The organism is Blautia sp. An249 (assembly GCF_002159835.1).
Classification (GTDB): Bacteria; Bacillota; Clostridia; order Lachnospirales; family Lachnospiraceae; genus Blautia_A; species Blautia_A avistercoris.
On record NZ_NFJL01000008.1, the window covers coordinates 114,619 to 141,177 of the forward strand.

The 26,559-nt window shown below is 45.5% G+C and carries 26 protein-coding genes and 1 riboswitch; of the genes, 20 read left to right on the forward strand and 6 right to left on the reverse strand.

The window, feature by feature from the left end; genetic code table 11:
* Nucleotides 1-55: 55 nt before the first annotated feature.
* The 3 genes from purB (at nt 56) to B5F53_RS09370 (ending at nt 3,708) form a co-directional block, all read left to right on the forward strand.
* Nucleotides 56-1,489, forward strand: a complete 1,434-nt coding sequence (gene purB / locus B5F53_RS09360) for an adenylosuccinate lyase (protein ID WP_087222671.1) — start codon at nt 56-58, stop codon at nt 1,487-1,489.
* Nucleotides 1,490-1,541: 52 nt separating this feature from the next.
* Nucleotides 1,542-2,816: an adenylosuccinate synthase gene (locus B5F53_RS09365; protein ID WP_087222673.1), complete on the forward strand. Its 1,275-nt coding sequence runs from the start codon at nt 1,542-1,544 to the stop codon at nt 2,814-2,816.
* A 67-nt stretch (nt 2,817-2,883) separates the two neighbouring features.
* Nucleotides 2,884-3,708 (forward strand): HAD family hydrolase, encoded by an 825-nt coding sequence (locus B5F53_RS09370; RefSeq protein WP_242970284.1) that lies wholly within the window; start codon nt 2,884-2,886, stop codon nt 3,706-3,708.
* An 8-nt stretch (nt 3,709-3,716) separates the two neighbouring features.
* On the opposite strand, the gene B5F53_RS09375 is transcribed toward B5F53_RS09370, so the two are convergent.
* Entirely contained in the window at nt 3,717-4,859 is a 1,143-nt protein-coding gene (locus tag B5F53_RS09375) for an ROK family transcriptional regulator (RefSeq protein WP_087222675.1), read from the reverse strand.
* Between the two features lie 154 nt (nt 4,860-5,013).
* Between B5F53_RS09375 and B5F53_RS09380 the strand changes: the two genes are divergently transcribed.
* Together B5F53_RS09380 and xylB are read left to right on the forward strand one after the other, a co-directional pair.
* Entirely contained in the window at nt 5,014-6,480 is a 1,467-nt protein-coding gene (locus B5F53_RS09380) for an L-fucose/L-arabinose isomerase family protein (protein ID WP_087222677.1), read from the forward strand.
* Between the two features lie 17 nt (nt 6,481-6,497).
* Nucleotides 6,498-7,955, forward strand: coding sequence for a xylulokinase (gene xylB / locus B5F53_RS09385; RefSeq protein WP_087222679.1), 1,458 nt, complete (start codon nt 6,498-6,500; stop codon nt 7,953-7,955).
* Nucleotides 7,956-8,038: 83 nt separating this feature from the next.
* On the opposite strand, the gene B5F53_RS09390 is transcribed toward xylB, so the two are convergent.
* On the reverse strand, nt 8,039-8,251 hold the full coding sequence (locus B5F53_RS09390) for a helix-turn-helix domain-containing protein (protein ID WP_087222681.1): 213 nt from the start codon (nt 8,249-8,251) through the stop codon (nt 8,039-8,041).
* Nucleotides 8,252-8,345: 94 nt separating this feature from the next.
* On the opposite strand from B5F53_RS09390, the gene B5F53_RS19835 reads away from it, so the two are divergent.
* From B5F53_RS19835 to B5F53_RS09450, 13 genes are all read left to right on the forward strand, one after another.
* The gene (locus tag B5F53_RS19835) at nt 8,346-8,522 is read left to right on the forward strand and encodes a hypothetical protein (protein WP_162610566.1); all 177 of its coding nucleotides are present in this window, start codon (nt 8,346-8,348) and stop codon (nt 8,520-8,522) included.
* A gap of 95 nt (nt 8,523-8,617) precedes the next feature.
* Nucleotides 8,618-10,138, forward strand: a complete 1,521-nt coding sequence (locus B5F53_RS09395) for a YifB family Mg chelatase-like AAA ATPase (RefSeq protein ID WP_087222683.1) — start codon at nt 8,618-8,620, stop codon at nt 10,136-10,138.
* Nucleotides 10,139-10,160: 22 nt separating this feature from the next.
* Entirely contained in the window at nt 10,161-11,045 is an 885-nt protein-coding gene (dprA, locus tag B5F53_RS09400) for a DNA-processing protein DprA (protein ID WP_087222685.1), read from the forward strand.
* 58 nt (nt 11,046-11,103) lie between these two features.
* Nucleotides 11,104-13,176: a type I DNA topoisomerase gene (topA, locus tag B5F53_RS09405; protein ID WP_087222687.1), complete on the forward strand. Its 2,073-nt coding sequence runs from the start codon at nt 11,104-11,106 to the stop codon at nt 13,174-13,176.
* A gap of 183 nt (nt 13,177-13,359) precedes the next feature.
* Nucleotides 13,360-14,145 carry a GTP-sensing pleiotropic transcriptional regulator CodY gene (gene codY, locus B5F53_RS09410; protein WP_087222689.1) on the forward strand — a complete coding sequence of 262 codons (786 nt, stop codon included), beginning with the start codon at nt 13,360-13,362 and terminating at the stop codon, nt 14,143-14,145.
* Between the two features lie 268 nt (nt 14,146-14,413).
* A complete protein-coding gene (gene groES, locus B5F53_RS09415; RefSeq protein WP_087222691.1) occupies nt 14,414-14,698 on the forward strand; it encodes a co-chaperone GroES in 285 nt (94 codons plus the stop codon).
* A gap of 23 nt (nt 14,699-14,721) precedes the next feature.
* Nucleotides 14,722-16,344: a chaperonin GroEL gene (gene groL / locus B5F53_RS09420; protein WP_087222693.1), complete on the forward strand. Its 1,623-nt coding sequence runs from the start codon at nt 14,722-14,724 to the stop codon at nt 16,342-16,344.
* A gap of 106 nt (nt 16,345-16,450) precedes the next feature.
* Complete coding sequence (locus B5F53_RS09425) at nt 16,451-16,951, forward strand: DUF6106 family protein (protein ID WP_087222695.1); 501 nt, start codon at nt 16,451-16,453, stop codon at nt 16,949-16,951.
* Nucleotides 16,952-17,030: 79 nt separating this feature from the next.
* Entirely contained in the window at nt 17,031-18,485 is a 1,455-nt protein-coding gene (guaB, locus tag B5F53_RS09430) for an IMP dehydrogenase (protein WP_087222697.1), read from the forward strand.
* A gap of 63 nt (nt 18,486-18,548) precedes the next feature.
* A complete protein-coding gene (locus B5F53_RS09435; protein ID WP_242970285.1) occupies nt 18,549-19,316 on the forward strand; it encodes a peptidoglycan recognition protein family protein in 768 nt (255 codons plus the stop codon).
* A 36-nt stretch (nt 19,317-19,352) separates the two neighbouring features.
* Nucleotides 19,353-19,434, forward strand: a riboswitch (ZMP/ZTP riboswitch).
* 62 nt (nt 19,435-19,496) lie between these two features.
* The gene (locus B5F53_RS09440) at nt 19,497-20,210 is read left to right on the forward strand and encodes an IMP cyclohydrolase (RefSeq protein ID WP_087222699.1); all 714 of its coding nucleotides are present in this window, start codon (nt 19,497-19,499) and stop codon (nt 20,208-20,210) included.
* 22 nt (nt 20,211-20,232) lie between these two features.
* On the forward strand, nt 20,233-21,417 hold the full coding sequence (locus B5F53_RS09445; protein WP_087222701.1) for a phosphoribosylaminoimidazolecarboxamide formyltransferase: 1,185 nt from the start codon (nt 20,233-20,235) through the stop codon (nt 21,415-21,417).
* A 10-nt stretch (nt 21,418-21,427) separates the two neighbouring features.
* On the forward strand, nt 21,428-22,558 hold the full coding sequence (locus B5F53_RS09450; protein ID WP_087222703.1) for a phosphonoacetaldehyde reductase: 1,131 nt from the start codon (nt 21,428-21,430) through the stop codon (nt 22,556-22,558).
* 68 nt (nt 22,559-22,626) lie between these two features.
* Here B5F53_RS09450 and B5F53_RS09455 read toward each other — a convergent pair whose 3' ends face one another.
* From B5F53_RS09455 to B5F53_RS09470, 4 genes are read right to left on the reverse strand one after another with little or no spacing between them, the layout of a single operon-like run.
* Nucleotides 22,627-22,938, reverse strand: coding sequence for a YbjQ family protein (locus tag B5F53_RS09455; protein ID WP_087222705.1), 312 nt, complete (start codon nt 22,936-22,938; stop codon nt 22,627-22,629).
* Nucleotides 22,939-22,995: 57 nt separating this feature from the next.
* A complete protein-coding gene (locus B5F53_RS09460; protein ID WP_087222707.1) occupies nt 22,996-23,808 on the reverse strand; it encodes a hypothetical protein in 813 nt (270 codons plus the stop codon).
* Nucleotides 23,802-24,500: an ABC transporter ATP-binding protein gene (locus B5F53_RS09465; RefSeq protein WP_087222709.1), complete on the reverse strand. Its 699-nt coding sequence runs from the start codon at nt 24,498-24,500 to the stop codon at nt 23,802-23,804. The genes B5F53_RS09460 and B5F53_RS09465 overlap by 7 nt, the downstream gene beginning before the upstream one ends.
* Nucleotides 24,497-24,868: a GntR family transcriptional regulator gene (locus tag B5F53_RS09470; protein WP_087222711.1), complete on the reverse strand. Its 372-nt coding sequence runs from the start codon at nt 24,866-24,868 to the stop codon at nt 24,497-24,499. The genes B5F53_RS09465 and B5F53_RS09470 overlap by 4 nt, the downstream gene beginning before the upstream one ends.
* 135 nt (nt 24,869-25,003) lie before the next feature.
* Between B5F53_RS09470 and B5F53_RS09475 the strand changes: the two genes are divergently transcribed.
* Both B5F53_RS09475 and B5F53_RS09480 read left to right on the forward strand, forming a co-directional pair.
* Nucleotides 25,004-25,726, forward strand: a complete 723-nt coding sequence (locus tag B5F53_RS09475; RefSeq protein WP_087222713.1) for a lysozyme family protein — start codon at nt 25,004-25,006, stop codon at nt 25,724-25,726.
* Between the two features lie 65 nt (nt 25,727-25,791).
* Nucleotides 25,792-26,553, forward strand: a complete 762-nt coding sequence (locus tag B5F53_RS09480; protein ID WP_087222715.1) for a nitroreductase family protein — start codon at nt 25,792-25,794, stop codon at nt 26,551-26,553.
* Nucleotides 26,554-26,559 lie beyond the last annotated feature (6 nt).

The following is a 26,559-nucleotide window of genomic DNA, read 5'->3' on the forward strand; positions in this document are numbered from 1 at the left end:
TTATATAATGCACCTGTAAAAATATGATTAGAAGAAAATGAGATGAGGTGTTTTAATGAGTACAGATAGATACCAGAGTCCCCTGTCAGAGCGTTATGCAAGTGAGGAAATGCAGTACATTTTTTCACCGGATATGAAATTCCGAACCTGGAGAAAACTGTGGATTGCCCTTGCAGAGACGGAGAAGGAGCTGGGACTTCCCATTACCCAGGAACAGATTGACGAACTGAAAGCCCATGCAGAAGACATTAATTATGAAGTGGCCAAAGAGCGGGAACGCCAGGTACGTCATGATGTCATGTCCCATGTATACGCTTACGGAGTGCAGTGCCCCAAGGCGAAGGGAATTATTCATCTGGGAGCGACTTCCTGTTATGTGGGCGATAATACGGATATGATTGTGATGAGAGAGGCTCTGGAGCTGGTTCGCCGGAAACTGGTGAACGTGATTGCCGAACTGGCCAAGTTTGCAGATTCCTATAAGGAACAGCCCACCCTGGCATTTACCCATTTCCAGCCGGCCCAGCCTACAACGGTAGGAAAGAGAGCTACCCTCTGGACCCAGGAATTTTTAATGGATCTGGAAGATCTGGAATATGTGTTAAGTACTCTGAAGCTGTTGGGATCCAAGGGCACAACAGGAACGCAGGCCAGCTTTCTGGAGCTGTTTGACGGGGATCAGGAGACCATTGACAAGATTGATCCGATGATTGCCGAGAAGATGGGATTCAAAGACTGCTATCCGGTATCGGGACAGACATATTCCCGTAAGGTAGATACCAGAGTGCTGAATGTACTGGCAGGAATTGCCGCCAGCGCCCATAAGATGTCCAACGACATCCGCCTTCTGCAGCATTTGAAAGAAGTAGAGGAGCCTTTTGAAAAGAGCCAGATCGGTTCTTCGGCCATGGCTTATAAAAGAAATCCCATGCGGAGCGAGAGAATTGCCTCTCTGTCCCGTTATGTGATGGTAGACGCTTTAAATCCGGCCATTACTTCTGCGACACAGTGGTTCGAGAGAACACTGGATGATTCCGCCAATAAGCGTCTGAGTATTCCGGAAGGGTTCCTGGCCATTGACGGAATTCTGGATCTGTGCCTGAACGTGGTAGACGGACTGGTGGTTTACCCGAAAGTAATTGAGAAACATATGATGGCAGAACTGCCCTTTATGGCAACGGAAAACATTATGATGGATGCGGTAAAGGCAGGGGGCGACCGTCAGGAACTCCATGAGAGAATCCGGGAACTGTCCATGGAAGCAGGAAAGACGGTGAAGGCAGAGGGAAAAGACAATAACCTTCTGGAACTGATTGCACAGGATCCGGCATTTAATCTCACACTCGACGAGCTGAAAAAGGCGATGGATCCTTCCAGATATGTGGGACGTGCCCCCATTCAGGTAGAAAAGTTCCTGAAAAATGTGGTTTCTCCGGTACTGGAGGAGCATAAAGAGCTGTTGGGTGTAAAAGCAGAAATCTTTGTCTGACAGACAAATAGAATACAGTTTGACAGAGTATAAACACAAGGAGGAAAAGTGTATGATTAAAGCAGTAGTTGGAGCAAACTGGGGAGATGAGGGAAAAGGAAAGATTACGGACATGCTGGCACAGGAAGCAGACATTATTGTCCGGTTTCAGGGAGGTGCAAATGCAGGACATACCATCGTCAATGATTATGGGAAGTTCGCACTTCATACTCTGCCGTCCGGTGTGTTTTACAATCATACAACCAGCGTAATCGGAAACGGTGTGGCGCTGAATATCCCTGTGTTTTTTAAAGAGTATCAGGAAGTGGTTGACCGCGGTGTTCCGGCGCCGAAGATTAAAATTTCTGACCGTGCCCAGATTGTAATGCCTTATCACATTCTGTTTGACCAGTATGAAGAGGAACGTCTGGCCGGGAAATCCTTCGGATCCACCAAGTCGGGAATTGCGCCCTTTTATTCTGATAAATATGCGAAAATCGGATTCCAGGTCAGCGAGCTGTTTGAGACAGAAGCTTTAAAAGAGAAAATCAACCGGGTCTGCGAGACTAAGAACGTACTGTTAGAACACTTGTATCATAAACCCCTGTTAAATCCTGATGAGATTTTCCAGGAAATGATGAAATATAAAGAGATGGTGGCTCCTTATGTATGCGACGTTTCTCTGTATCTGTGGAACGCCTTAAAAGAAGGAAAAGAGATCCTGCTGGAAGGCCAGCTCGGCTCTTTAAAAGATCCGGATCACGGTATTTATCCTATGGTTACGTCTTCTTCCACCCTGGCTGCTTATGGGGCTATCGGAGCAGGCGTGCCGCCATATGAAATTAAGAAAATCATTACGGTATGCAAAGCCTATTCCAGCGCAGTGGGAGCCGGAGCTTTTGTATCTGAAATTTTCGGAGAAGAGGCAGACGAGCTTCGCCGCCGGGGAGGCGACGGAGGCGAATACGGCGCTACCACCGGACGTCCCAGACGTATGGGCTGGTTTGACTGTGTAGCATCCAAATACGGCTGCCGTATGCAGGGAACCACAGACGTAGCGTTTACCGTGCTGGATGTGCTGGGCTATCTGGAAGAGATTCCTGTTTGTGTGGGATATGAAATTGACGGAGAAGTTACCACGGAATTCCCGACCACAGGAAAACTGGAGAAAGCGAAACCGGTGCTGGAAGTGCTTCCGGGATGGAAAGAAGACATCCGCGGTATCCGTAAATATGAAGATCTTCCGGAGAACTGCCGTAAGTATGTGGAGTTTGTGGAGAAACAGATTGGTTTCCCGATTACCATGGTATCCAATGGACCGGGAAGAGACGATATTATTTATCGCTAAAGAGCAGACCGCTGCAGAAAAGAAACCTTCTGCAGCGGTTTTATTCAATTCTTAAAGGAGGAAGCAGATGAGAGGAAAACGGGAGCGGATGTTCGCTCTGGCCGGCGTGGTGTTTTTGATCCTGGGGGCTCTTAGCACCCTTATTTTTGCAGTGACTGACGATCCGGCCACTATGACGAAATTTAAAATTTCTCTGGCCTTTATGATTGTGGTGCCGGTGGTGTTTTATGCATTTATTTTAGCCGAGCGCAGATGGGGCAGGAACAGAGAGGAAGCAGTACCCGCAGGAGAAATCCGGTCAGTGATTTTCGATGTGGGGATGGTACTGGTGGATTTTGACTGGAGAGGCTATCTGAAACAGCAGGGCTTTGAAAAAGAGAAAGAAGAGAAGCTGGCTGCGGCAATTTTTGAAAGTCCGGTCTGGGAAGAGCGGGATCAGGGACTGCTGGAAAATGAGGAATACGAGGAGAAATTTGTACAGAATGCCCCCGAGTATGAAAGGGACATACGGCGTATTTTAAGAGAAGACGGAAAGACGATCCGGGTGTTTGACTATGCCCAAAGCTGGGTGAAGTATCTGAAATCGAAAGGGTACCGGCTGTACATTCTGTCTAATTTCAGTGATAATATGTTAAGACAGGTCAGAAAGGATATGACCTTCCTGGAGTATATGGACGGGATTGTTTTTTCCTGTGAAGTAAAAGAAGTAAAACCAAAAGAGGAAATCTACCGGATTCTGCTGGATACTTATGGAATCCGGCCGTCTCAGGCCGTTTTCCTGGATGACCGCAGGGAAAATATCCAGGCGGCAGAAAAACTGGGAATCCACGGCATTTGTTTTAAGAACTTTAAGCAGGCCGTAAAAGAACTGGAGAAATTAGGAGTAAAATAACAGAACGCCTATAAAGGCAGGCGTTCCGTATGTTCCAGGAAATAGTCACGGATCAGAGTAACCCCTCCCAGTAAAATAGCGGTATCCTGCAGTCTGGAGGGAACCAGGCGGCAGTGCTTCTTCATGGAATTGGCCAGACAGTCGGTAATCTGCTGACACAACTGGGGAAAGTACATGGTAAAGGCGCTGTTTATAACAATCATTTCCGGATTTAATATCTGAAGGATATTATTAACGCCCACGGACAGATAGGTAACGAAATCATCGGCAGTGGAAAGGGCGTCAGCATCTTTTTTCTGATAGAGAACGGCAAACTCTTCAATGGAGATCTGCCGTCCTTTTTTTTGGGATAATTCCTTTAAAAGGGCGGTTTCCGAAGCATATTGTTCCAGACATCCCCGATTTCCGCAGGGACACTGCCGTCCCCGGATCTGGATAATGGAATGGCCGAACTCCCCGGCGTAGCCGTCCTGACCCTTTAAAAGCTGACCCTTCATATAAATACCCAGTCCGATTCCTGCATGGACACTGATATTGACCAGGTTCTCACAGGAAAAGGCAAAGGCGTGTTCGCCCAATACAGAGAGATTGGCTTCGTTTTCCAATTGAACCGGGCAGTGAAATTTCTCCTGCAGTGCAGCGGCAAAGTCAATTCCACTGTAGGGAGAATAGGGGATGAAGACGGGACGGTTTTCATGAACCACTCCGTGAAGCCCCAGACTGATTCCCACCAGGCCGTAAGGGGAGGGCGGAAGTACCGCCAGGGACTGAGTAATCAGGGAAATCAGACGGGGGAGAATCGTTTCCCGATCCGTATGGTTTTCCGTGCGTTTTAAAGCGCAGTGCTCCCCGGCCAGATTAGAGGTCAGAAGGGTAATGTATTCCGGAGACAAATCAATGGACAAAATATGCCCGCAGTCGGCGTTCAGCTTCAGCAAGATGGGTTTACGCCCTTTTTTTGTCTGTTCGTTTCCGATTTCTATGAGAAGGCCGGCGTCCAGAAGAGACTGTACAATAGAAGAGATGGTCGCCTTGGTCAGTCCTACCCTGGAGGCAAGAGCCGCCCGGGAAATGGGGCCTTCCTTCAGAACCGTCCGGATCACAAGCCTGGTATTTAAATTGCGGATTAATTCTTTACTTCCTGTAATCATGGTTTTCTCCTTTTCCTGTAGTATACCACAATTAGTTTAATAAATAAACAAATAAAATTGAAAAGGGGTTGAAATATTTGAAATAAGTGGTAAAATAAGCATAAAGTTTAATGACTGAACTAATTAAAAAGTATGAGAAAAAGGAGAAAACGCGATGAGTAATATGCCGGAAATCAAACTGGGAATTGTAGCTGTAAGCAGAGACTGTTTTCCAAAGGAACTGTCCGAAAACAGAAGAAAGGCCGTAGCCGCTGCATACAAAGGAGAACTGTATGAATGTCCTACTGTCGTGGAAAGCGAAGTGGATATGCAGAAAGCTTTAAAAGAAGTTCGTGAAGCCGGATGCAATGCCTTAGTTGTCTATCTTGGAAACTTCGGACCGGAAACAGCAGAAACACTTATGGTGAAATATTTCCATGGTCCCTGCATGGTTGTTGCCGCAGCAGAGGAAACAGGAGACAATCTGGTACAGGGCCGGGGAGACGCTTACTGCGGAATGCTCAATGCCAGCTATAACCTGAAACTGAGAAATCTGAAAGCGTATATACCGGAATACCCGGTGGGAACAGCAGAAGAAGTGGCTCAGATGATGGAAGAATTCCTTCCTGTTGCAAGAGCGATTGTGGCCATTAAGAATCTGAAAGTCATCAGCTTCGGACCACGCCCCCAGGATTTCCTGGCATGCAACGCACCCATTAAACGTCTCTACGATCTGGGAATTGAAATTGAAGAAAATTCAGAGCTGGATTTATTCGAAGCCTACCACAAACACGACGGAGATCCCAGAATTCCTGAAGTTGTGGCCGATATGGAAAAAGAGCTGGGAGAAGGCAATCAGAAACCGCAGATTCTGCCGAAACTGGCTCAGTATGAACTGACCTTGTTAGACTGGGTAGAACAGCACAAAGGTTCCAGAAAATATGTGACCATTGCCGGAAAGTGCTGGCCGGCCTTCCAGACTCAGTTCGGATTTGTTCCCTGTTATGTAAACAGCCGCCTGACGGCAAAGGGAATCCCGGTTTCCTGTGAAGTGGACATCTGGGGAGCAGTCAGTGAATTTATCGGAACGGTAGTCAGCCGGGATACAGTGACCTTACTGGATATTAACAACTCTGTACCGGCCGATATGTATGAGTCCGAAATCAAAGGGAAATTTAATTACACCTTAAAAGATACCTTTATGGGATTCCACTGCGGAAACACAGCGTCCGGAAAACTTTCTTTCTGCTCCATGAAATATCAGATGATCATGGCCAGAACCCTGCCGGAAGAAGTGACCCAGGGAACCTTAGAGGGAGATATTATTCCGGGAGATATTACCTTCTTCCGCCTTCAGAGTACTTCCGACGCAAAACTGAGAGCTTACATCGCTCAGGGCGAAGTTCTGCCGGTGGCTACCCGTTCCTTCGGAGCTATTGGAATCTTTGCAATTCCGGAGATGGGACGTTTCTACCGTCATGTTCTGGTAGAGAAAAACTATCCCCATCACGGAGCAGTGGCCTTCGGCCATTTCGGAAAAGAGCTTTACGAAGTATTTAAATACATAGGAATTGAAGTAGAAGAAATTAATTATAATCAGCCAAAAGAAGTTCGTTATCCGACGGAAAATCCGTTTGCTTAAGCAGAAAGGGGAAGGCTATGTATTACATCGGCGTAGATTTGGGCACCTCTGCCGTGAAACTTCTGTTGATGAAAGAGGACGGGAAAATTGAAAATGTGGTTTCCGAAGAGTATCCCCTGTATTTTCCCCGGGAGGGATGGTCCCAGCAGAATCCCCGGGACTGGTGGGAACAGACGGTTCTGGGAATCCGTAAGCTGACGGAAGGATTTGATAAAAGTCAGGTGGCCGGAATCAGTTTCGGAGGACAGATGCACGGGCTGGTGGTTCTGGATGAGAACGACCAGGTTATCCGTCCGGCCATTCTCTGGAATGACGGCAGAACCCAGGAAGAAACCGAATATCTGAACCGGGAGATAGGAAAAGAAAATCTGTCTGCGTATACTGCCAATATTGCTTTTGCCGGATTTACAGCGCCTAAGTTGCTGTGGATGAGAAAGCAGGAACCGGAAAATTTCTCAAAAATAGCAAAGATCATGCTGCCCAAAGACTATCTGGCTTACCGGATGACAGGGGTTCACAGCACCGATTATTCCGATGCGTCCGGGATGCTTTTGCTGGATGTGAAGAACAGGCGCTGGTCTGAGCCGATGATGGAAATCTGCGGAATCAGCAGAGAACAGCTTCCGGATTTATATGAAAGCTATGAGGTTACCGGAACTCTTACAAAGGAAGCGGCAAAGGAGCTGGATCTGCCAAAGACCTGTAAGGTAGCGGCCGGGGCGGGAGACAACGCCGCCGCTGCTGTGGGAACCGGAACCGTGGGAGAAGGAAAATGCAATGTCTCTCTGGGAACCAGCGGAACCATCTTTATTTCCAGCAGAGAGTTTCAGGTGGACAGTCATAACGCCCTCCATGCCTTTGCCCATGCGGACGGCCATTACCATTTAATGGGATGTATGTTAAGCGCAGCTTCCTGCAACAAATGGTGGATGGATGAGATTATCCGGACCAAAGAATATGGGAAAGAACAGGAAAAGATTCAGGAACTGGGGAACAATCATGTGTATTTCCTCCCTTATCTGATGGGAGAGCGTTCCCCCCATAACGATCCGAAGGTGAGAAGCATGTTCCTTGGAATGTCTATGGATACTACCAGGGAGGATATGACCCAGGCGGTACTGGAAGGGGTTGCCTTTGCTATCCGGGATTCTCTGGAAGTGGCGAAAGCCCTGGGAATTGCCGTAACCCGTACCAATATCTGCGGCGGGGGAGCAAAAAGCCCTCTCTGGAAAAAAATCATGGCAAATGTCTTAAGGATACCGGTGGATATTGTAAAAGAGGAAGAAGGGCCGGCTCTTGGCGGGGCCATGCTTGCAGCCGTAGCCTGTAAAGAGTACGCGACTGTAGAAGAAGCAGCGCAAAAAATCGTAAAGATTGTCGATACCGTATACCCGGATCCGGAATTGATGGAACGTTATGAGAAAAGATACCAAAGTTTTGTCCGGTTATATCCGGCTGTACGGGGACTTTTCTGAATAAAAAAGTAATTAAAACGGAAAAAACAAAAGCACAATCAGAATTTGGTTGTGCTTTTGTCTTTTTCTATTTAAAATAATGGTTAGAAAGGTTCTCGGCGATTGGTACGTCCTACCAGATAATCCACAGAAGTATGATAATAATTGGCAAGGCGTATCATAGTTTCAATAGGAATATTGCGAGTACCGTTTTCATAGTGAGAATATGTCCGTTGAGAAATATGAAGGTATTCACTGATTTCCTTCTGAGTAAGATCAGCGTCTTCTCTTAGATTTTTCAAACGTTCATATTTCATAACCTCACCTCATGAAAGAGTATATCCCAGAACAATTTGTTCTATTGCGAATTGGAACAAAATGGTCTAAAATGGAAGGAAGGAGGAAGAATTCATGAAAGAAAAGGATTTTGTACAGGAGCTCTATCAGGTTTTAAACCGTACCAGAAGAATTCACATTGAGACTTTAATTATTGACGACAGAACAGAAATTCCGGATCTGCTGGTGGAATTAAGCTCCGGTGAAAAATTTTCAATTAGTGTTAAAAAGCTTGAGAATATTATATTTTAGTTAATTCTTATCTTATTTCTGAAATTCCGGACTTTCGTCCCCAAGATCCCATGAAGCTGCTTGAAAATTGAATAGAAAACAGAAAGGAAAATGGAATGTTTAGTAAAGTATTATCTGCATCCATTCTGGGGATGGAAGTTTGCCCTGTCCAGGTGGAAGCAGACATCAGCAACGGCCTTCCTTCTTTTATCATGGTCGGATATGTATCAAGTCAGGTAAAAGAAGCCCAGGACCGGGTGAAAACCGCGTTAAAAAACACGGGCATCTATCTCCCGCCCAAAAAGATTACGGTAAACTTTTCCCCCTCTAATATAAAGAAAGAAGGCGCCGGCTTTGATCTCCCTGTGGCCGCCGCTGTACTGGCCGCCGCCCAGCTCTATCCGGGCCAGAGGCTGGAGGGGATGTTTCTGGCCGGGGAGCTGAGTTTAAGCGGAAAGGTCAACGGCATATGGGGAATCCTGCCCATGGTTGCCAAAGCCAGAGAACTGGGCTGCCATACCTGTCTCATTCCCCGGGAAAATGTAAAAGAAGGGAGAATGATAGAAGGCATTCGGGTTATCGGCATTTCTTCGGTAAAAGAAATGCTGGACTATCTGAGAGGAAAAGAGATTCCCAGTGTCCCTTTGCAAAAGGAAAAGGCCCCTGAAGAGACATACCGGGAGGATTTCTCCCACATTCAGGGACAGGCAGCGGCGAAAAGAGCGCTGGAAATTGCAGTCAGCGGGTTTCACAATCTGCTTCTGGTGGGGCCTCCCGGCTGCGGAAAAAGTATGATGGCCCGCTGTGTGCCGTCCGTCTTTCCTCCCTTAAGCCGGGAAGAATCTCTGGAGCTTACAAGAATCTACAGTATTGCAGGCCTTTTGTCCGCCGAAAATCCTGTGATGAGGAACCGTCCTTTTCGGGCGCCTCATCATACGGCTTCGCCTCAGGCCATGGCCGGAGGCGGAAGAATTCCCAGACCGGGAGAGATCACCCTTGCCCACAGAGGCGTCCTCTTTTTAGACGAGATGCCGGAATTTTCCAGAGGGAGTCTGGAGATTCTCAGACAGCCTCTGGAAGAGAAGAAAATCCGGCTTTCCAGAGCCAGCGGGACCTATACGTTTCCCGCGGACTTTCTGCTTCTGGCTGCCATGAATCCCTGCCCCTGCGGGCATTATCCGGACGTGGAGCGGTGCAGCTGCACCCGGCAGGAAATCGAAAGGTATACAAAGAAAATCAGTCATTCCCTGTTAGAGCGCATGGATTTATGTGTGGAGACAATGCCTGTGAAGTTTCAGGAGGCGGCCGCAGGAAGAAAAGAGGAGACGTCCCGGGAAATCCGAAAGAGGGTGGAGCGGGTGCATCAGATTCAAAGTGAGAGATACAAGGATAGGAGTATCCGGTTTAACGGGGAGCTGTCTGCAGCGGATATTTCCAGGTACTGCAGTCTGTCGGCAGAAGGAAAAATCCTGATGGAGCAGGCCTATGAGAGTCTGCATCTGAGCGTACGCTCCTATCACAGAGTCTTAAAAACAGCCAGAACCATTGCCGACATGGAGGAGAGAGAAGAGATTGGCGTAAGCCATTTAACAGAGGCGCTGACGTACCGGATGTCCGGCTTTAGGAGCTGGGAGTAGGAAAGAGGAGGATGAGAATAATATGGAAGAAATGCAGAGCAGACGCATAGAATGTATTACCCGCCGGGACCGGAGATACCCGGAGAGAATGAGAGAATTGCCGGACATGCCCGAGAGAATCTATGTTCTGGGAAATCTTCCCCGGGACGATGTTCCCTCCATTGCCATTATCGGAGCCAGAAAATCCAGTTACTATGGAAGATCCCAGGCGTCTGCCTACGCCCGGTACTTCAGCAGTCTGGGGATCCAGGTAATCAGCGGTATGGCTCTGGGGATTGACGGAGAAGCACATCGGGGCGCTCTGGAGGCCGGGACTCCCACCTATGCAGTATTGGGATGCGGGGTGGATGTCTGCTATCCCCGATCCAATGAGATACTTTACCAAAAGATCCAACAGAAGGGAGGAATCATCAGTGAACAGCCGCCCGGACAGGGAGCCAGACCCGGATTTTTTCCCCTGCGCAACCGAATCATCAGCGCCCTGGCCGATGTGATCTTAGTGATCGAGGCAAGAGAAAAAAGCGGTTCCTCCATTACGGTCAACTATGCCCTGGAACAGGGAAAGGCAGTGTATGCCCTGCCGGGGCCGGTGGGGAAGGAGCTGAGCGTGGGGTGCCACAGGCTGATCGACGAGGGTGCAGGGATTGCCTACACTCCGGAAATTATCCTGAGAGAATGGGAACATAAGACGAAAAAAGAAGAAAACCCTCTGAAAAAAAAGAAGATAGGACTTGCAGGAGATAGGGATTTGGTGTATAGTGTACTCGATTTACAACCCAAAAGTCTGAATGAACTGGCCAAAAAGTCTCAGATGTCTTTACAGAAAACAGCGCAGGCCTTAATAGAGCTGGAACTTTTGGGCATGATAACTGAAGTTGGCAAAAATTATTATAGAAGGAATCCGTAAGAATGAGAAGAAAAGCTGGAAACAGCTTTGTAGATTCCATGATTACAGGAGAGGTAACATGGCAAAATATCTGGTAATCGTTGAGTCACCGGCTAAGGTGAAAACAATTAAGAAGTTTTTAGGAAGTAATTATGAGGTGGAAGCCTCTAACGGGCATGTAAGAGATTTGCCCAAAAGTCAGTTGGGAATTGATATTGAAAATGATTATGAACCGAAATATATTACAATCCGGGGAAAGGGAGAACTTCTGGCAAAGCTGCGTAAATCAGCAAAAAAGGCCGATAAAATCTACCTGGCCACCGACCCTGACCGGGAGGGAGAGGCGATCTCCTGGCATCTTACCAAGGCTTTGAAAACAGAAGAAGACAAAATGTACCGGATTTCTTTCAATGAAATCACGAAATCCGCTGTAAAAGCTTCCATTAAACAGGCCAGAGACATTGATATGAATCTGGTGGACGCCCAGCAGACAAGACGAATCGTAGACCGGATGGTGGGATATACCATCAGTCCGATTCTGTGGGCCAAAGTAAAACGGGGATTAAGCGCAGGAAGGGTCCAGTCTGTTGCTCTTCGGATTATAGCTGACCGGGAAGAAGAGATTAATTCTTTTATTCCCGAGGAGTACTGGAGCCTGGAGGGAGATTTTCACCTGAAAGGGGAGAAGAAACCTCTGACTGCCAAGTTCTACGGAACCGATAAGAAAATTGTGATTCGAAACAAAGAAGAGATGGATGAACTCCTGGAAGAGTTAAAAAACGTTTCCTATGAAATTACAGAAGTAAAGAAAGGAGAGCGGATGAAAAATGCCCCTCTTCCCTTTACCACCAGTACCTTACAGCAGGAAGCTGCCAAAACTCTGAATTTTTCCACCCAGAAGACCATGCGTCTGGCACAGCAGCTTTATGAAGGAATTGACATTAAAGGGAACGGAACCGTTGGTTTAATTACCTACCTGCGTACAGATTCCACCAGAATTTCTGAAGAGGCAGATGCAGCAGCCAGAGAATACATTCAGGAAGAGTATGGAGAGGAATACGTGATGGCAGCCCCCAAAAGCGGCAGTAAGGATAAGAAAATCCAGGACGCCCATGAGGCTATCCGTCCCACGGACATCCGCCGTCTTCCCCTTTTGATAAAGGAATCCTTAAGCCGGGATCAGTACCGTCTGTATCAGCTCATCTGGAAACGGTTTGCAGCCAGCAGAATGAGCCCTGCCAGATACGAGACGACTTCTGTGAAAATTTCAGGAGGAAAGTACCGTTTCACCGTATCTGCATCGAAGATAAAATTTGACGGATTTATGTCCGTCTATACCCAGGAAGAAGACAAAAAGAAAGAGGGCAACCTGCTGTCAAAAACCCTGGAAAAAGGCATGACCCTTACTTTAAAAGAACTGCTTCCGGAACAGCACTTTACGCAGCCTCCCGCTCACTATACAGAGGCTTCTCTGGTAAAGACTCTGGAAGAGCTGGGAATCGGGCGCCCAAGCACGTATGCGCCTACCATCACTACGATTTTAAGCAGACATTATGTGTCAAAAGAGAATAAGAACCTCTATATTACAGAACTGGGCGAAGTTGTAAATAATATTATGAAGCAGGCCTTCGCCAGCATTGTGGATGTGAACTTTACGGCAACCATGGAAGGACTTCTGGACTGTGTGGCAGAAGGAACTGTACAGTGGAAAACGGTGGTCCGCAACTTTTACCCGGATTTGAAAAAAGATGTGGACGCAGCCCAGGAAGAACTGGAAAAAGTGGATATTGCAGATGAAGTCACGGATGTAATCTGTGAGAACTGCGGAAGAAACATGGTGATTAAATACGGCCCCCACGGACGTTTTCTGGCCTGTCCCGGTTTTCCCGAGTGCCGCAACACAAAGCCGTATTACGAGAAGATAGGAGTGGCCTGTCCCCAGTGCGGCAAAGAGGTGGTAATGAAGAAGACCAAGAAGGGCCGCCGCTATTACGGATGCGAAAACAATCCGGAGTGCGATTTTATGTCCTGGCAGAAACCTTCTGCTAAAAAATGTCCGAAATGTGGAAACTATATGGTAGAAAAAGGAAATAAACTGGTCTGCAGCCAGGAAAACTGCGGCTATGTGGAAACAGTTTCCGAAAAGAAATAGAACTTCCAAAAGAGGAGAGTCTGATAAGTCAGACTCTTCTTTTAATGTAAGGAATATATATAATTTAAAAAAAAGAAATAAAATTCTGAAAAGTGACAAAAAATATATTGCATTTTCAAACGAAAAAGAGTAAGATGATTATATAGTATTATAATTGTAAAGTATTAAGAAAGGAGGCCACGAATGAGCGTTCAACTGTTAGACAAAACTAGAAAGATTAACAAACTTTTACACAATAGCAATTCCAGTAAAGTGGTGTTTAACGACATTTGTCAGGTCTTAATGGAAACCTTAAGTTCCAATATTCTGGTTATGAGTAAGAAAGGGAAAGTACTGGGAGTCAGTCTGTGTCCGGGAGTGGAAGAAATTACAGAATTGATTGAAGATAATGTGGGCGGTTTTGTGGATCAGCTCTTAAATGAGAGATTTCTGGGAGTTTTGTCTACAAAGGAAAACGTGAATCTTCAGACACTGGGATTTGAACATGTTTCACCCTCCTATCAGGGAATTATCAATCCCATTGACATTGCCGGAGAAAGACTGGGAACCGTGTTCATGTACCGCAACGATAAACCTTACGATATTGAAGATATTATAGTCAGCGAATACGGTACTACGGTAGTTGGCCTGGAAATGATGCGCGCGGTACATGAGGAGAATGCAGAAGAAGATCGGAAACAGCAGGTAGTGAAATCCGCTTTCAACACGTTGTCATTTTCTGAACTGGAAGCAATCATTCACATTTTTGACGAGCTGGACGGAGATGAAGGCATTCTGGTGGCAAGCAAGATAGCAGATCGGGTAGGAATCACCCGTTCCGTGATTGTAAATGCCCTCAGAAAGTTTGAAAGCGCCGGGGTGATTGAATCCCGTTCTTCCGGTATGAAGGGAACGTACATTAAAGTTTTAAACGAAGTAATTTTTGACGAGCTGGAAGAGATTAAGGCACAGAGAAATAAAAAAGCATAACAGAACATGCAGAATACCAAAGAGGATCAGAACATGAAATGTCTGGTCCTTTCTCTTTGTCTTCATAGATTTTTTATAAATTTATTTGAAAAATGAGAAAAAATGAGAATTACAAAGAATATAAGAGATTAAAAGAGTATATAATGAAAATGGTAGGGTTGTAAGGAGTTGCAGAAAAACGATAAATTCACTAATATTAATCACAGAGTTAGCACTCACCTAAAATGAGTGCTAGTAAAGTCAGAGATTTAAAAGGAGGAAATAGATTATGAAGTTGGTACCATTAGGAGACAGAGTTGTATTAAAACAGTTAGAAGCAGAAGAAACAACAAAATCAGGAATTGTATTGCCGGGACAGGCACAGGAAAAGCCGCAGCAGGCAGAAGTAGTAGCAGTAGGACCGGGCGGCATGGTTGACGGAAAAGAAGTAAAGATGGAAGTGGCTGCAGGCGATCAGGTAATCTATTCCAAATATGCCGGTACCGATGTGAAGATGGATGGCGAAGAATATATTATTGTAAGACAGAGCGACATTTTAGCAGTAGTTAAATAAGAAAAGATCAGGAGGAAACAGCAATGGCAAAAGAAATCAAATACGGGGCAGAAGCAAGAGCAGCCCTGGAAAGCGGCGTAAATAAATTAGCAGATACAGTAAGCGTAACACTGGGACCGAAAGGAAGAAACGTAGTGCTGGATAAAGCCTTCGGCGCTCCGCTGATTACCAACGACGGTGTTACCATTGCAAAAGAAATCGAACTGGAAGACGGATTTGAAAACATGGGAGCACAGCTCATTAAAGAAGTTGCTTCCAAGACAAACGATGTAGCCGGCGACGGTACTACCACAGCAACTGTTTTAGCTCAGGCAATGGTACATGAAGGAATGAAGAACCTGGCAGCAGGCGCAAACCCGATCATTCTGAGAAAAGGAATGAAGAAGGCTACAGAGAAAGCCGTAGAAGCGATTGAAAACATGAGTAAAAAAGTAAGCGGCAAGAAACAGATCGCAAACGTAGCTGCAATTTCCGCAGCTGACGAAAAAGTAGGCGAACTGGTTGCCGATGCAATGGAGAAAGTATCCAACGACGGCGTTATTACCGTAGAAGAATCCAAGACTATGCATACAGAACTGGATTTAGTAGAAGGTATGCAGTTTGACAGAGGTTATATCTCCGCTTACATGTCCACAGATATGGAAAAAATGGAAGCGGTTCTGGAAGATCCGTACATCCTGATCACAGATAAGAAGATCAGCAACATTCAGGAGCTGCTTCCTCTGTTAGAGAAAGTGGTTCAGGCAGGCGCCAAACTGCTGATCATTGCAGAAGATGTGGAAGGAGAGGCTCTGACCACCTTAATCGTTAACAAATTAAGAGGTACTTTCCAGGTAGTAGCTGTAAAAGCACCGGGATACGGCGAAAGAAGAAAGGAAATGCTTCAGGATATTGCCATCTTAACAGGCGGTCAGGTTATTTCTGACGATCTGGGTCTGGATCTGAAAGAAGTAGATATGAATCAGCTTGGTCGTGCAAAATCTGTAAAAGTTGCAAAAGAGAACACCGTAATCGTTGACGGATGCGGAGACAAAGGAGAAATCTCCAACCGTGTTGCACAGATTCGCGCACAGATCGAAGAGACAAAATCTGATTTCGACAGAGAAAAATTACAGGAAAGACTTGCAAAATTAGCAGGCGGTGTTGCTGTTATCCGTGTAGGCGCTGCAACAGAGACAGAGATGAAAGAAGCGAAACTTCGTCTGGAAGACGCTTTAGCTGCTACCAGAGCTGCGGTAGAAGAGGGAATCATCGCAGGCGGTGGATCTGCTTATATTCACGCTGCAAAAGAAGTTGCGAAAATGGCAGCCGATCTGGAAGGTGATGAAAAGACAGGTGCAAACATCATCCTGAAAGCTCTGGAATCTCCGTTACACCACATTGTAGCCAACGCAGGTCTGGAAGGCGCAGTGATTATCAATAAAGTGAAAGAATCTGAAGTAGGCGTTGGATTCGATGCATATAAAGAAGAATATGTAGATATGGTGGAAGCCGGAATCCTGGATCCTACAAAGGTTACAAGAAGCGCTCTGCAGAACGCTACCAGCGTTGCATCTACATTACTGACAACAGAAGCTGTAGTTTCTACAATTAAAGAAGAAACTCCTGCAATGCCGGCCGGAAATCCCGGAATGGGCATGATGTAATAAAAAAGTAAGAATATGGCTGTTGCGAATTTTTCGCAACAGCTTCTTTCTTTTTGTGATTTGTGTTACACTATACAGAAAGAAAAATACATAAGGAGTAACGGCTATGGGAGATTTGTATTCAGAATTGTTAGTGAAAAAAGAAAAGACGGGCAAAGATACGGGACTTCGGGTGCTGGTCATCGGGGCGGCCGTGGTCTGTTTCCTGATTGGTTTCTTTTACAGCATGTATTTCCTGATTCCGGCAGTCCTTCTGGGGGCAGGATCCTATTTTGTCTATCAGAGAACCGATTTGGAGTTTGAATATCTCTATGTGAACGGGGATCTGGATATTGATAAGATTATGGCCAAAGTAAAAAGAAAGAAGGGAGAGTCCCTGAATATGAGCCAGACAGAAATTGTAGCTCCGGTGGGCTCTCACAGACTGGACTCTTACAAAAGAGGAAGCGTGCAGGTAAAAGACTATTCCTCCGGAAATCCCTCCCATAAACGGTATGCAGTGATATACCGGGGAGACGGACAGACCAGAGAAATTATCATTGAACCGGACGAAGATCTGATTCAGAAAATGAAATACAGCGCGCCGGGCAAGGTTTTTTTCGATTGACACCATTTGAGATTTTTGTTACACTATGGAACAATAACAATTTAAATTAAACAATATACCACACAAGGGAGGAAATGCAATGGGTACTATCATTGGCGAGGGCATTACATTTGACGACGTGCTGTTAGTTCCGGCATATTCAAAGGTAATTCCAAATCAGGTAGATGTCTCTACTTATTTAACAAAGAAGGTAAGGCTGAACATTCCTATGATGAGTGCAGGAATGGATACCGTTACAGAACACCGGATGGCAATTGCAATGGCCAGACAGGGAGGAATTGGAATTATCCATAAAAATATGTCCATCGAGGCGCAGGCAGAAGAAGTTGACAAAGTAAAGCGTTCAGAAAATGGAGTTATCACCGATCCATTTTTCCTGTCTCCAGAGCACACCTTACAGGACGCAAATGAGTTAATGGCGAAATTCAGAATTTCCGGAGTGCCGATCACAGAAGGAAAGAAACTGGTGGGAATCATTACAAACCGGGATCTGAAATTTGAAGAGAATTTCAACCGGAAGATTAAGGAATGTATGACATCAGAGGGGTTAATTACGGCGAAAGAAGGAGTAACCCTTGAAGAAGCGAAGAAAATTCTTGCAAGATCCAGAAAGGAAAAACTTCCTATTGTTGACGATGATTTTAATCTGAAAGGATTAATTACCATCAAGGATATTGAAAAACAGATTAAATATCCTTTATCGGCAAAAGACGGCCAGGGACGTCTCTTGTGTGGAGCAGCGGTTGGAATTACCGCTAATGTACTTGCCAGGGTAGATGCACTGGTAAAGGCGAATGTGGATGTTATTGTAGTGGATTCCGCTCATGGTCATTCAGAAAATATTCTGAAAGCGGTTCGGGAGATCAAAGAGAATTATCCGGAAGTACAGGTAATCGCCGGAAATGTGGCAACCGGGGAAGCCACAAAAGCCCTGATTGAAGCAGGAGCAGACGCGGTGAAAGTGGGAATCGGACCGGGATCCATCTGTACAACCCGTGTGGTGGCAGGTATTGGCGTACCGCAGATTACAGCAGTGATGGACTGTTATGCAGTAGCAAAGGAATATGGAATTCCGATTATTGCAGACGGAGGAATTAAATATTCCGGAGATATGACGAAGGCCATTGCAGCCGGAGCCAACGTATGTATGATGGGAAGCATCTTCGCGGGCTGTGATGAAAGTCCGGGAACCTTTGAACTGTATCAGGGAAGAAAATATAAAGTATACCGTGGCATGGGCAGTATTGCAGCTATGGAGAACGGCAGCAAAGACCGTTATTTCCAGCAGGATGCAAAGAAACTGGTTCCGGAAGGCGTGGAAGGACGCGTGGCATATAAAGGCCATGTGGAAGACACCGTCTTCCAGTTAATCGGCGGTATCCGTTCAGGTATGGGATATTGCGGAGCAAAAGACATTGAAACGTTAAAAGAAACCGGAAAGTTTATTAAAATTACTGCAGCTTCTCTTAAAGAGTCCCATCCTCATGATATTCATATTACAAAGGAAGCGCCTAACTACAGCGTAGACGAATAAAGACAGGGGACTGTTGCAGAGTTTTATTCTGTAACAGTCCTTTTTTTGAAGGAATGACGGAAAATGCAAAAGAAACCAGACAGAAAGAAAAAGGGAAGAAAACCGGCATCCCAAAGATCCCGGAAGAAGAAAAAAGATAACCGGCTTCTCTATTTGCTGATAGGAGTCCTCTGTGTGGGAATGCTGGCGGCAGGAGGACTGATGATCCGGAAAATGGTGGATGTTTCCCGGGAACGGGAGGCCCGTATTCTGGCAGAGCTGGCAGCCCAGGAAAATGAAAGCGGGCCGGCGGTGTGGATGGAGCAGGGGGCGCCCTATATTGATGTGGAGCTTTTAACACCTAATGAATATTCCAGACCCCAGATTCCCATAGAGGAGATAAGGGGAATTGCCATTCACTATACGGCCAATCCGGGAGCAACAGCGATGAATAACCGGAATTATTTCGAAAATCTGAAGGATACCCATGAGACGAAAGTAAGCAGCCATTTTGTAGTGGGACTGGAGGGAGAAGTGGTACAGTGCATACCTACCAGCGAGATTTCCTATGCCACCAATTCCAGAAATGTGGATACGATTTCCATCGAATGCTGTCATCCCGACGAAACCGGACAGTTTAATGAAGCCACTTATGATTCTGTGGTAAAACTGACCGCCTGGCTGTGTCTGCGGTTCGGACTGGATACGGAGGATGTGATTCGCCATTACGATGTAACAGAGAAGAACTGTCCGAAATACTATGTGGAGCATCCCGACGCCTGGGAAGAGATGAAAGCAGACATCGGAAGACAACTGGAAGAAGACAAAAATCGGATCGGAAATGAAAATTAGGACTTGTAAAAAGAAATAACTTATTGTACTATAAAGACAGATTTGTACGACTGGCGGAAGTAGAAGAAACTACAGGGAGTACAAGGATGAATATGTGTCGACCGCCTGGGCAACCATTTAGAAGGTTATCCAGGCATTTTTTTATATCATAGGAAAGTATTTTATCAAAGGAGGAAGAAAATGGAAGTATTATCTTTGCAAAAAGAACTGAAAGAAAACGCATATCCGGGAAGGGGGATTGTCCTTGGACGTTCCGATGACGGAAAGTATGCAGTCGCCGCTTATTTTATTATGGGAAGAAGCGAAAACAGCAGAAACCGGGTCTTTGTGGAAGACGGGGAAGGTATCCGTACCCAGGCCTTTGATCCGGCCAAACTTACCGATCCCAGTCTGATCATCTACGCTCCGGTACGCGTACTGGGAAATAAAACCATTGTAACAAACGGGGATCAGACGGATACCATTTATGAAGGAATGGACAGACAGCTTACCTTTGAACAGTCTCTGCGCTGCCGGGAATTCGAGCCGGACGCTCCCAACTATACACCGCGTATTTCCGGAATCATGCATGTGGAAAACGGAAAATATAATTATGCAATGTCCATTTTAAAGAGCAATCACGGAGATCCGAAAGCCTGCAATCGTTATACCTTTGCCTATGAAAACGCTGTGGCAGGAGAAGGCCGTTTCATCCATACTTATAAAATGGACGGAAATCCTCTTCCAAGTTTTGAGGGAGAACCGAAACTGGTTGCCATTTCCGGAGACATTGACACCTTCGCTAAAGAAATCTGGGAAAGCTTAAATGAAGAAAACAAGGTATCCCTGTTTGTAAGATACATTGAGATTGAAACCGGAAAATACGAGAGCAGAATCATCAATAAAAATCAATAAGAGAGACAGGAGGAGACACACAATGAAAGAGCTGGAATTAAAATATGGATGCAACCCCAACCAGAAACCGTCGAAAATTTACAAAGCAGACGGCAAAGAACTGCCGATTCAGGTTCTGTCCGGAAGACCGGGATACATCAATTTCCTGGATGCCTTTAACGGCTGGCAGCTGGTACGGGATTTAAAAAAGGCTACCGGACTTCCGGCAGCGACTTCCTTTAAGCATGTATCTCCTGCAGGCGCCGCCATTGGCCTTCCCCTGACAGACGTTCTGGCAAAGATTTACTGGGTGGACGATATGGACTGGAAGAATTTCTCACCTCTGGCCTGCGCATATGCACGTGCAAGAGGCGCAGACAGAATGTCCTCTTTCGGAGATTTTATTTCCCTGTCTGATGTGTGCGATAAAGATACCGCCCTGTTAATTAAGAGAGAAGTCTCCGACGGCGTTATTGCTCCGGGATATACCGATGAAGCGCTGGCCATTTTAAAGGAGAAGAAAAAAGGCAATTATAACGTTATCCGGATTGATGAAAACTATGAGCCGGCTCCTCTGGAACATAAAGAAGTATTTGGAATCACCTTTGAACAGGGAAGACAGGATCTGGCCATTGACGACGCACTGATTTCCGATCTGGTAACAGAGAATAAGGAACTGCCCGAAGAAGCGAAACGGGATATGAAGGTGGCGCTGATTACTCTGAAATATACCCAGTCCAATTCGGTATGTTACGTAAAAGACGGACAGGCCATCGGCGTTGGGGCAGGACAGCAGTCCCGCGTACACTGTACCCGTCTGGCAGGACAGAAAGCAGACAACTGGTTTTTGCGTCAGTGCCCGAAGGTGCTGAATCTGCCTTTCCGTTCCGACGTAAGCCGTGCAGAGAGAGACAATGCCATTGACGTTTATATTGGCGAAGAATATATGGATGTTCTGGCGGACGGCGCCTGGGAGAATATTTTTACGGAAAAGCCGGAAATCTTTACCAGAGAAGAAAAGAGACAGTGGCTGGATAAACTGGAGGATGTGGTTCTGGGATCCGACGCCTTCTTCCCATTCAGCGATAATATTGAAAGAGCTTATAAAAGCGGCGTAAAATACATTGCAGAACCAGGCGGATCCGTAAGAGACGACGCAGTGATTGCAACCTGCAACAAATACCAGATGGTAATGGCGTTTACCAAAATCCGTTTGTTCCACCATTAAGGGAGGCGCTATGGAAGAGCTAAAGACACTGGAAGAAAGTCAGAAGTATTTCGGGGATTTTTTAAAGGAAAATAAAATTCAAAAGCTGCTCTGGGTATGCGGAAATTCCTGGAAAAACCAGAAACTGTGTCAGATTCTGGAAGAGACAGCCAAAGAGCAGAACGTATCTATTTTTTATTTTTCAGATTTTAAGCCGAATCCCACATACGATTCTGTGCTGGCAGGCCTTGGGTGCTATCGGGAGAACGGCTGCGACGCTATCGCCGCTGCCGGAGGAGGAAGCGCCCTGGATGTGGCAAAGTGTATTAAACTGTTTTCCACCATGGATGAAGAGATGGAGGCCCGTAAAGAGGGCAGTTATTTAAAACAGAAAAGCGCAGAAAATCATGTGCCTTTTTTAACCATTCCCACCACCGCCGGTACGGGAAGCGAGGCAACCCGTTATGCCATTATTTATTATAAGGGAGAAAAGCAGTCGGTCACAGAGGATCTACTGCTTCCTTCTCACGTAATTCTCTGTCCTGACGTTCTGGAAGGGCTGTCAGACTACCAGAGGAAAGCGACCATGCTGGACGTTCTCTGTCATGCAGTGGAATCTTACTGGGCTGTAAGTGCTGATGAAACCAGTCAGAATTATGCGGCAGAGGCCATGAAACTGCTTGTTGAGAACAAAGACGGTTATTTGGAGAATACCCGGGAAGGAAATGAGGGAATGCTGGAGGCAGCCAATCTGGCAGGAAAAGCCATCAATATTTCCAGAACTACAGTTCCCCATGCCATGTGTTATAAGATTACCTCTTTATTCGGCGCTTCTCACGGACATGCAGCCGCTTTATGTCTTCCGGTTGTATGGGAGTATATGCTGGATCATATGGAACAGGTGTCTTCGCCCAAAGGCCGGGCCTATGTACAGAAGAATTTTCAGGAACTTGCCCGCTGTCTGGGATGTGAAGAACCGAGAAAGGGAGTGCAGTGGATGAAAGATCTGCTGAAGGAATTAAAGATGGAAGTGCCGGCCATAAAAGAAGAACAGATGGAACTTCTGGTTTCTTCCGTAAATCCGGCAAGACTGAAAAATAATCCCGTGGCCTTTGACCGGGAAGACTTAAAGAAACTTTATGAAAATGTAGGGAATCTGTAATTTCCCATAATAGAAGAAGAGCCTCACAGACTGTAGACAGTTCTGTGAGGCTCTGCATTTCTCTGATTCTAAATAAATTTAACAGCCGTACCATAGGCCAGAATTTCTGCTGCTCCCTGGGTAATGGAATTGGTGGTATATCTTACGCAGATAATTGCATCGGCGCCCATGTTTTTGGCGTCGTCAACCATGCGGCCGGTAGCAATCTCTCTGGCATCCGTCATCATTTCATTGTAAGAAGTCAGTTCTCCTCCCACCAGGGTTTTGAAACTATTCATAATATCTTTTCCAACATGGACACTCTGAATAGTATTTCCCTTACATATTCCAAGTTCGGTATACTGTTTTCCCACCAGTTCATCTGTAGTTACAAGAATCATAACGCTCCCTCCAATCTTTCCGGATTTAAAATAATATAAATGTATTTTATCAGATACTTATTCCAGATTCAATTTTTTATTCAGGATATAATGGCTAATCAGGTAGTAAATGACACTGAAGATCACTGTCAGAATCACCAGGCCGATAAAGTAAGCAGTGAAGGAACGAATGACAGCCTCAGCAGCCGGAGACTGGGCTCCGATTTCTATCTGTGCGGAATAGATTTCTGTTTCCAGAAACAGATCTTTTCCCATAGTAACAAGGATTAAAACCAAAACCACTGCCTGATTAATAAAATACCAGAGCACATAGGACACGATGGATCCCAGAACCTTTTTCCCCGGGAAAAGACTTCCCAGAGAGATGGAACAGTACAGCTCCAGGATAGTGCTTATAAAACTGAAAATCACCAGGACAATCCCGAAAATGACAAAAGGAAGATAACCTGCCTTTATTGCCGTTTGAAACAGATCCAGGAAATCCCTGAAGAAATTGCGCTGGAACAAAATGCAGCAGGAAATCATCAGGATGAAAGCATCCAGCACACTCCACAAAAGGGCAATGATAAATTTAGACCACAGAAGCTGTCCTGAAGTTACGGGAAGCGTATTGGTCAGATACCCTTCATCCGTATAGATGTTCCGATAATAGCGGATAGCCAGATAAATGTAGGTGAAAAAGTAAATACAAACAATACTCAGGAAGAAAACAGTGGTATACAGACCGCCGAAAATTCCTTCCAAGGGTTTGGTCTGCAGGATGGTCATAATAAGAAATCCTGTGATACTTAAAAGAAAAACAACGGTATGGGTGATTCCCAGCATAGGGGAAACAGCCTTCCATTCATATTTTAACAATTTCTTTAACATTTATATACCTCCCGGAATAATTCGTCTACCGATTTTCCCTTCACAAACCGAATATCGTCTACAGCTTCATGAAGACGGATTTTGCCTTCGTGAATGAAGACCACTTCGTCTAAAATCGTTTCCACATCGGAAATTAAATGAGTAGAAATTAAAATGGTAGCATTTTCATCGTAATTATTAATAATGGTATTTAAAATGTAGTCTCTGGCGGCCGGGTCCACACCGGCGATGGGTTCATCCAGGCAGTAAAGTTTTGCCCGACGGCTCATGACCAGAACAAGCTGCAGTTTCTCTTTCGTTCCCTTGGACATGGTTTTAATCCGGGAGGAAAGATCGATGGAAAGCTTCTGCAGCATGTTTTCTGCCCGGCTCCGATCGAAATCTTCATAAAAATCTGCAAAGTAGTCAATCACCTGATAGACCCGCATATGTTCGTCCAGATAGGTGCGCTCCGGCAGATAGGAGACAATGGATTTGGTTTCCGCTCCGGGAGCTTTCCCGTCAATAAAGATTTCGCCGGAAGTGACGGTCAGAAGCCGGTTAATGATTTTAATCAGTGTGGTCTTTCCGCTTCCGTTGGGACCCAGAAGACCGATGATTTTACCGGATTCCAGGTTTAAATTAATGGAATTTAAAGCGGTTTTGTATCCGAATTTTTTGGATAAGTTTTTACATTCCAAAATGGTACTCATGATTTATCCTCCCTCAAGATTTTTTCGATTAGTTGCAGAGTTTCTTTTTTATCAAAGCCCATCTGATTCATTTTTTCCAGAAATTCCTGAATTTGGGTGGAAGCAAGGGTTTCCTTTAATTTCTCAATCATAGTAATGTCCTCCGTAATAAATCGTCCGCTGGTTCTCTGGGAATAGACCAGACCGGTTCTCTCCAGCTCCGAAAGGGCCTTCTGCATGGTATTGGGATTTACGGATGCGTCAGAGGCCAAATCCCTTACAGAAGGAAGTTTGTCTTTGGGTTTATAGCGTCCTGAAACAATATCCAGTTGAATTTTCTCAATGATTTGGGCGTAAATAGGACGGTTGGAATCTAAGTTCCATGTCATACATGCTCCTCCTTTCCTGTTTTTGTATTACTGTACTAAGTGATTAATACAATAATACAAGGGCGAGGAGATTTTGTCAATAGGGTTTTCAAAAATTTCATTCTGTATTAAAATGACATCAGAAAGGAAGCGGATATGATACAGAGAAGAAAGAAGAGAAGATACCCAGGAACCAAAAGGAAACCAAGGCGTTCTGCCAGAAGAGTTTCCAGAAAAATACAGGTAAGAAGGCAGAAAGCGGCTCTGGCCGCAGTGATAATGATTCTTCTGCTGGCTGTGATTTTTGTGGTAATAAGCAAAAAAGCGCCTTTACAGGAAAATCAGGAAGAGAAATATTACATTAATGCAGACTGTGAAGCTTACCGTCCCCAGGTGGAGGAAACTGCCGCCAGGTACGGGATGTCTTCCTATGTGGATTTGCTGATGGCTTTAATGATGCAGGAAAGCTCCGGACAGGGAAAAGATGTCATGCAGTCATCAGAAGGAAAGTATAATACCAAATATCCTCAGAAGCCCAATGGGATTACGGATCCGGAATATTCCATAGAATGTGGAGTTCAGGAGTTGAAATATGCCCTGGAGCTGACAAAATGCCAGGGAGCAGATGACAGAAAAGGAATAGAATATGCTCTGCAGGCGTATAATTTCGGCGCCGATGCATATGTTTCTTTTGTGGAAGAAAAGCAGGAAGACGGATGGAGCGTGGAAACGGCAGAAGAATTTGCCAAAATGGCCAGCGGGGGAAAGAAGCGTTCCCAGGACGATCCCTACTATGAAGCGGCAGGTCCATGGGACTATGGGGATCAGTATTATCCGGAGCATGTGCTGCGTTATTACCAGGTTTTCCAGGAAAATTAGAAAAAGGTGTTGCATTTCTATTTTTATATGTTACAATATTGTTACAAAAAAATGAAGGTGACAGGATGAATATATATGAAGCAATCTTTGCCAGAAAATCCGTGAGGAACTACCGGATGGAGGCACTGGCGCCCCAGGTTCTTACAGATATTTACAAATTTTATGAAAGTATCCGGGGTCTTTTCTCAGGAATCCCAACAGAGATTTCTATTATAGAAAATGTGGAAGGTCTCAGACACATGGGTATATTTGGTAGAAAAGCCCCCTATTATCTGGCCATTTATTCTGCAGAAGCGGAGAAAAGTATGATGAATGCAGGATTTATCATGGGACAGATGGGTCTGTATCTGTGTATGCGGGGACTGGGAAGCTGTTTTGCGGGGATGGGGAATCCGCCCCGTTCTTATCGTTTCAAAAACGGGAAGAAGCTGGTAATTCTGATGGCCTTTGGAAAGGCAAAGGGAACCTGTACCCGCAATCCTCAGGAGGCAAAGAGGCTGGATTTACAGGCTCTGTGTGTGATAAAGGACACCCCCGGACAGTGGGTACAGAAGTTATTGGAGGCGGCCCGGATGGCGCCGTCCAGTTATAACAGTCAGCCCTGGAGGTTTCTGGTATACGGCAGCCGAATCCATGTGTTTGCAAAAAAGGAAAAAAGAGGAATTTTAGGGAAATACCGGGAATTTGATTTCGGAATTATGTTCAGCTATATTGTGCTGGCGGCAGAAGAATTCTGGGTGGATGTGGATTTAATCCGGCTGGGAAATTTAAGCCAGAAGGTATTTGTAAACTCACAGTATATTTTAAGCGTGATTTATAATAAATAAAAACGG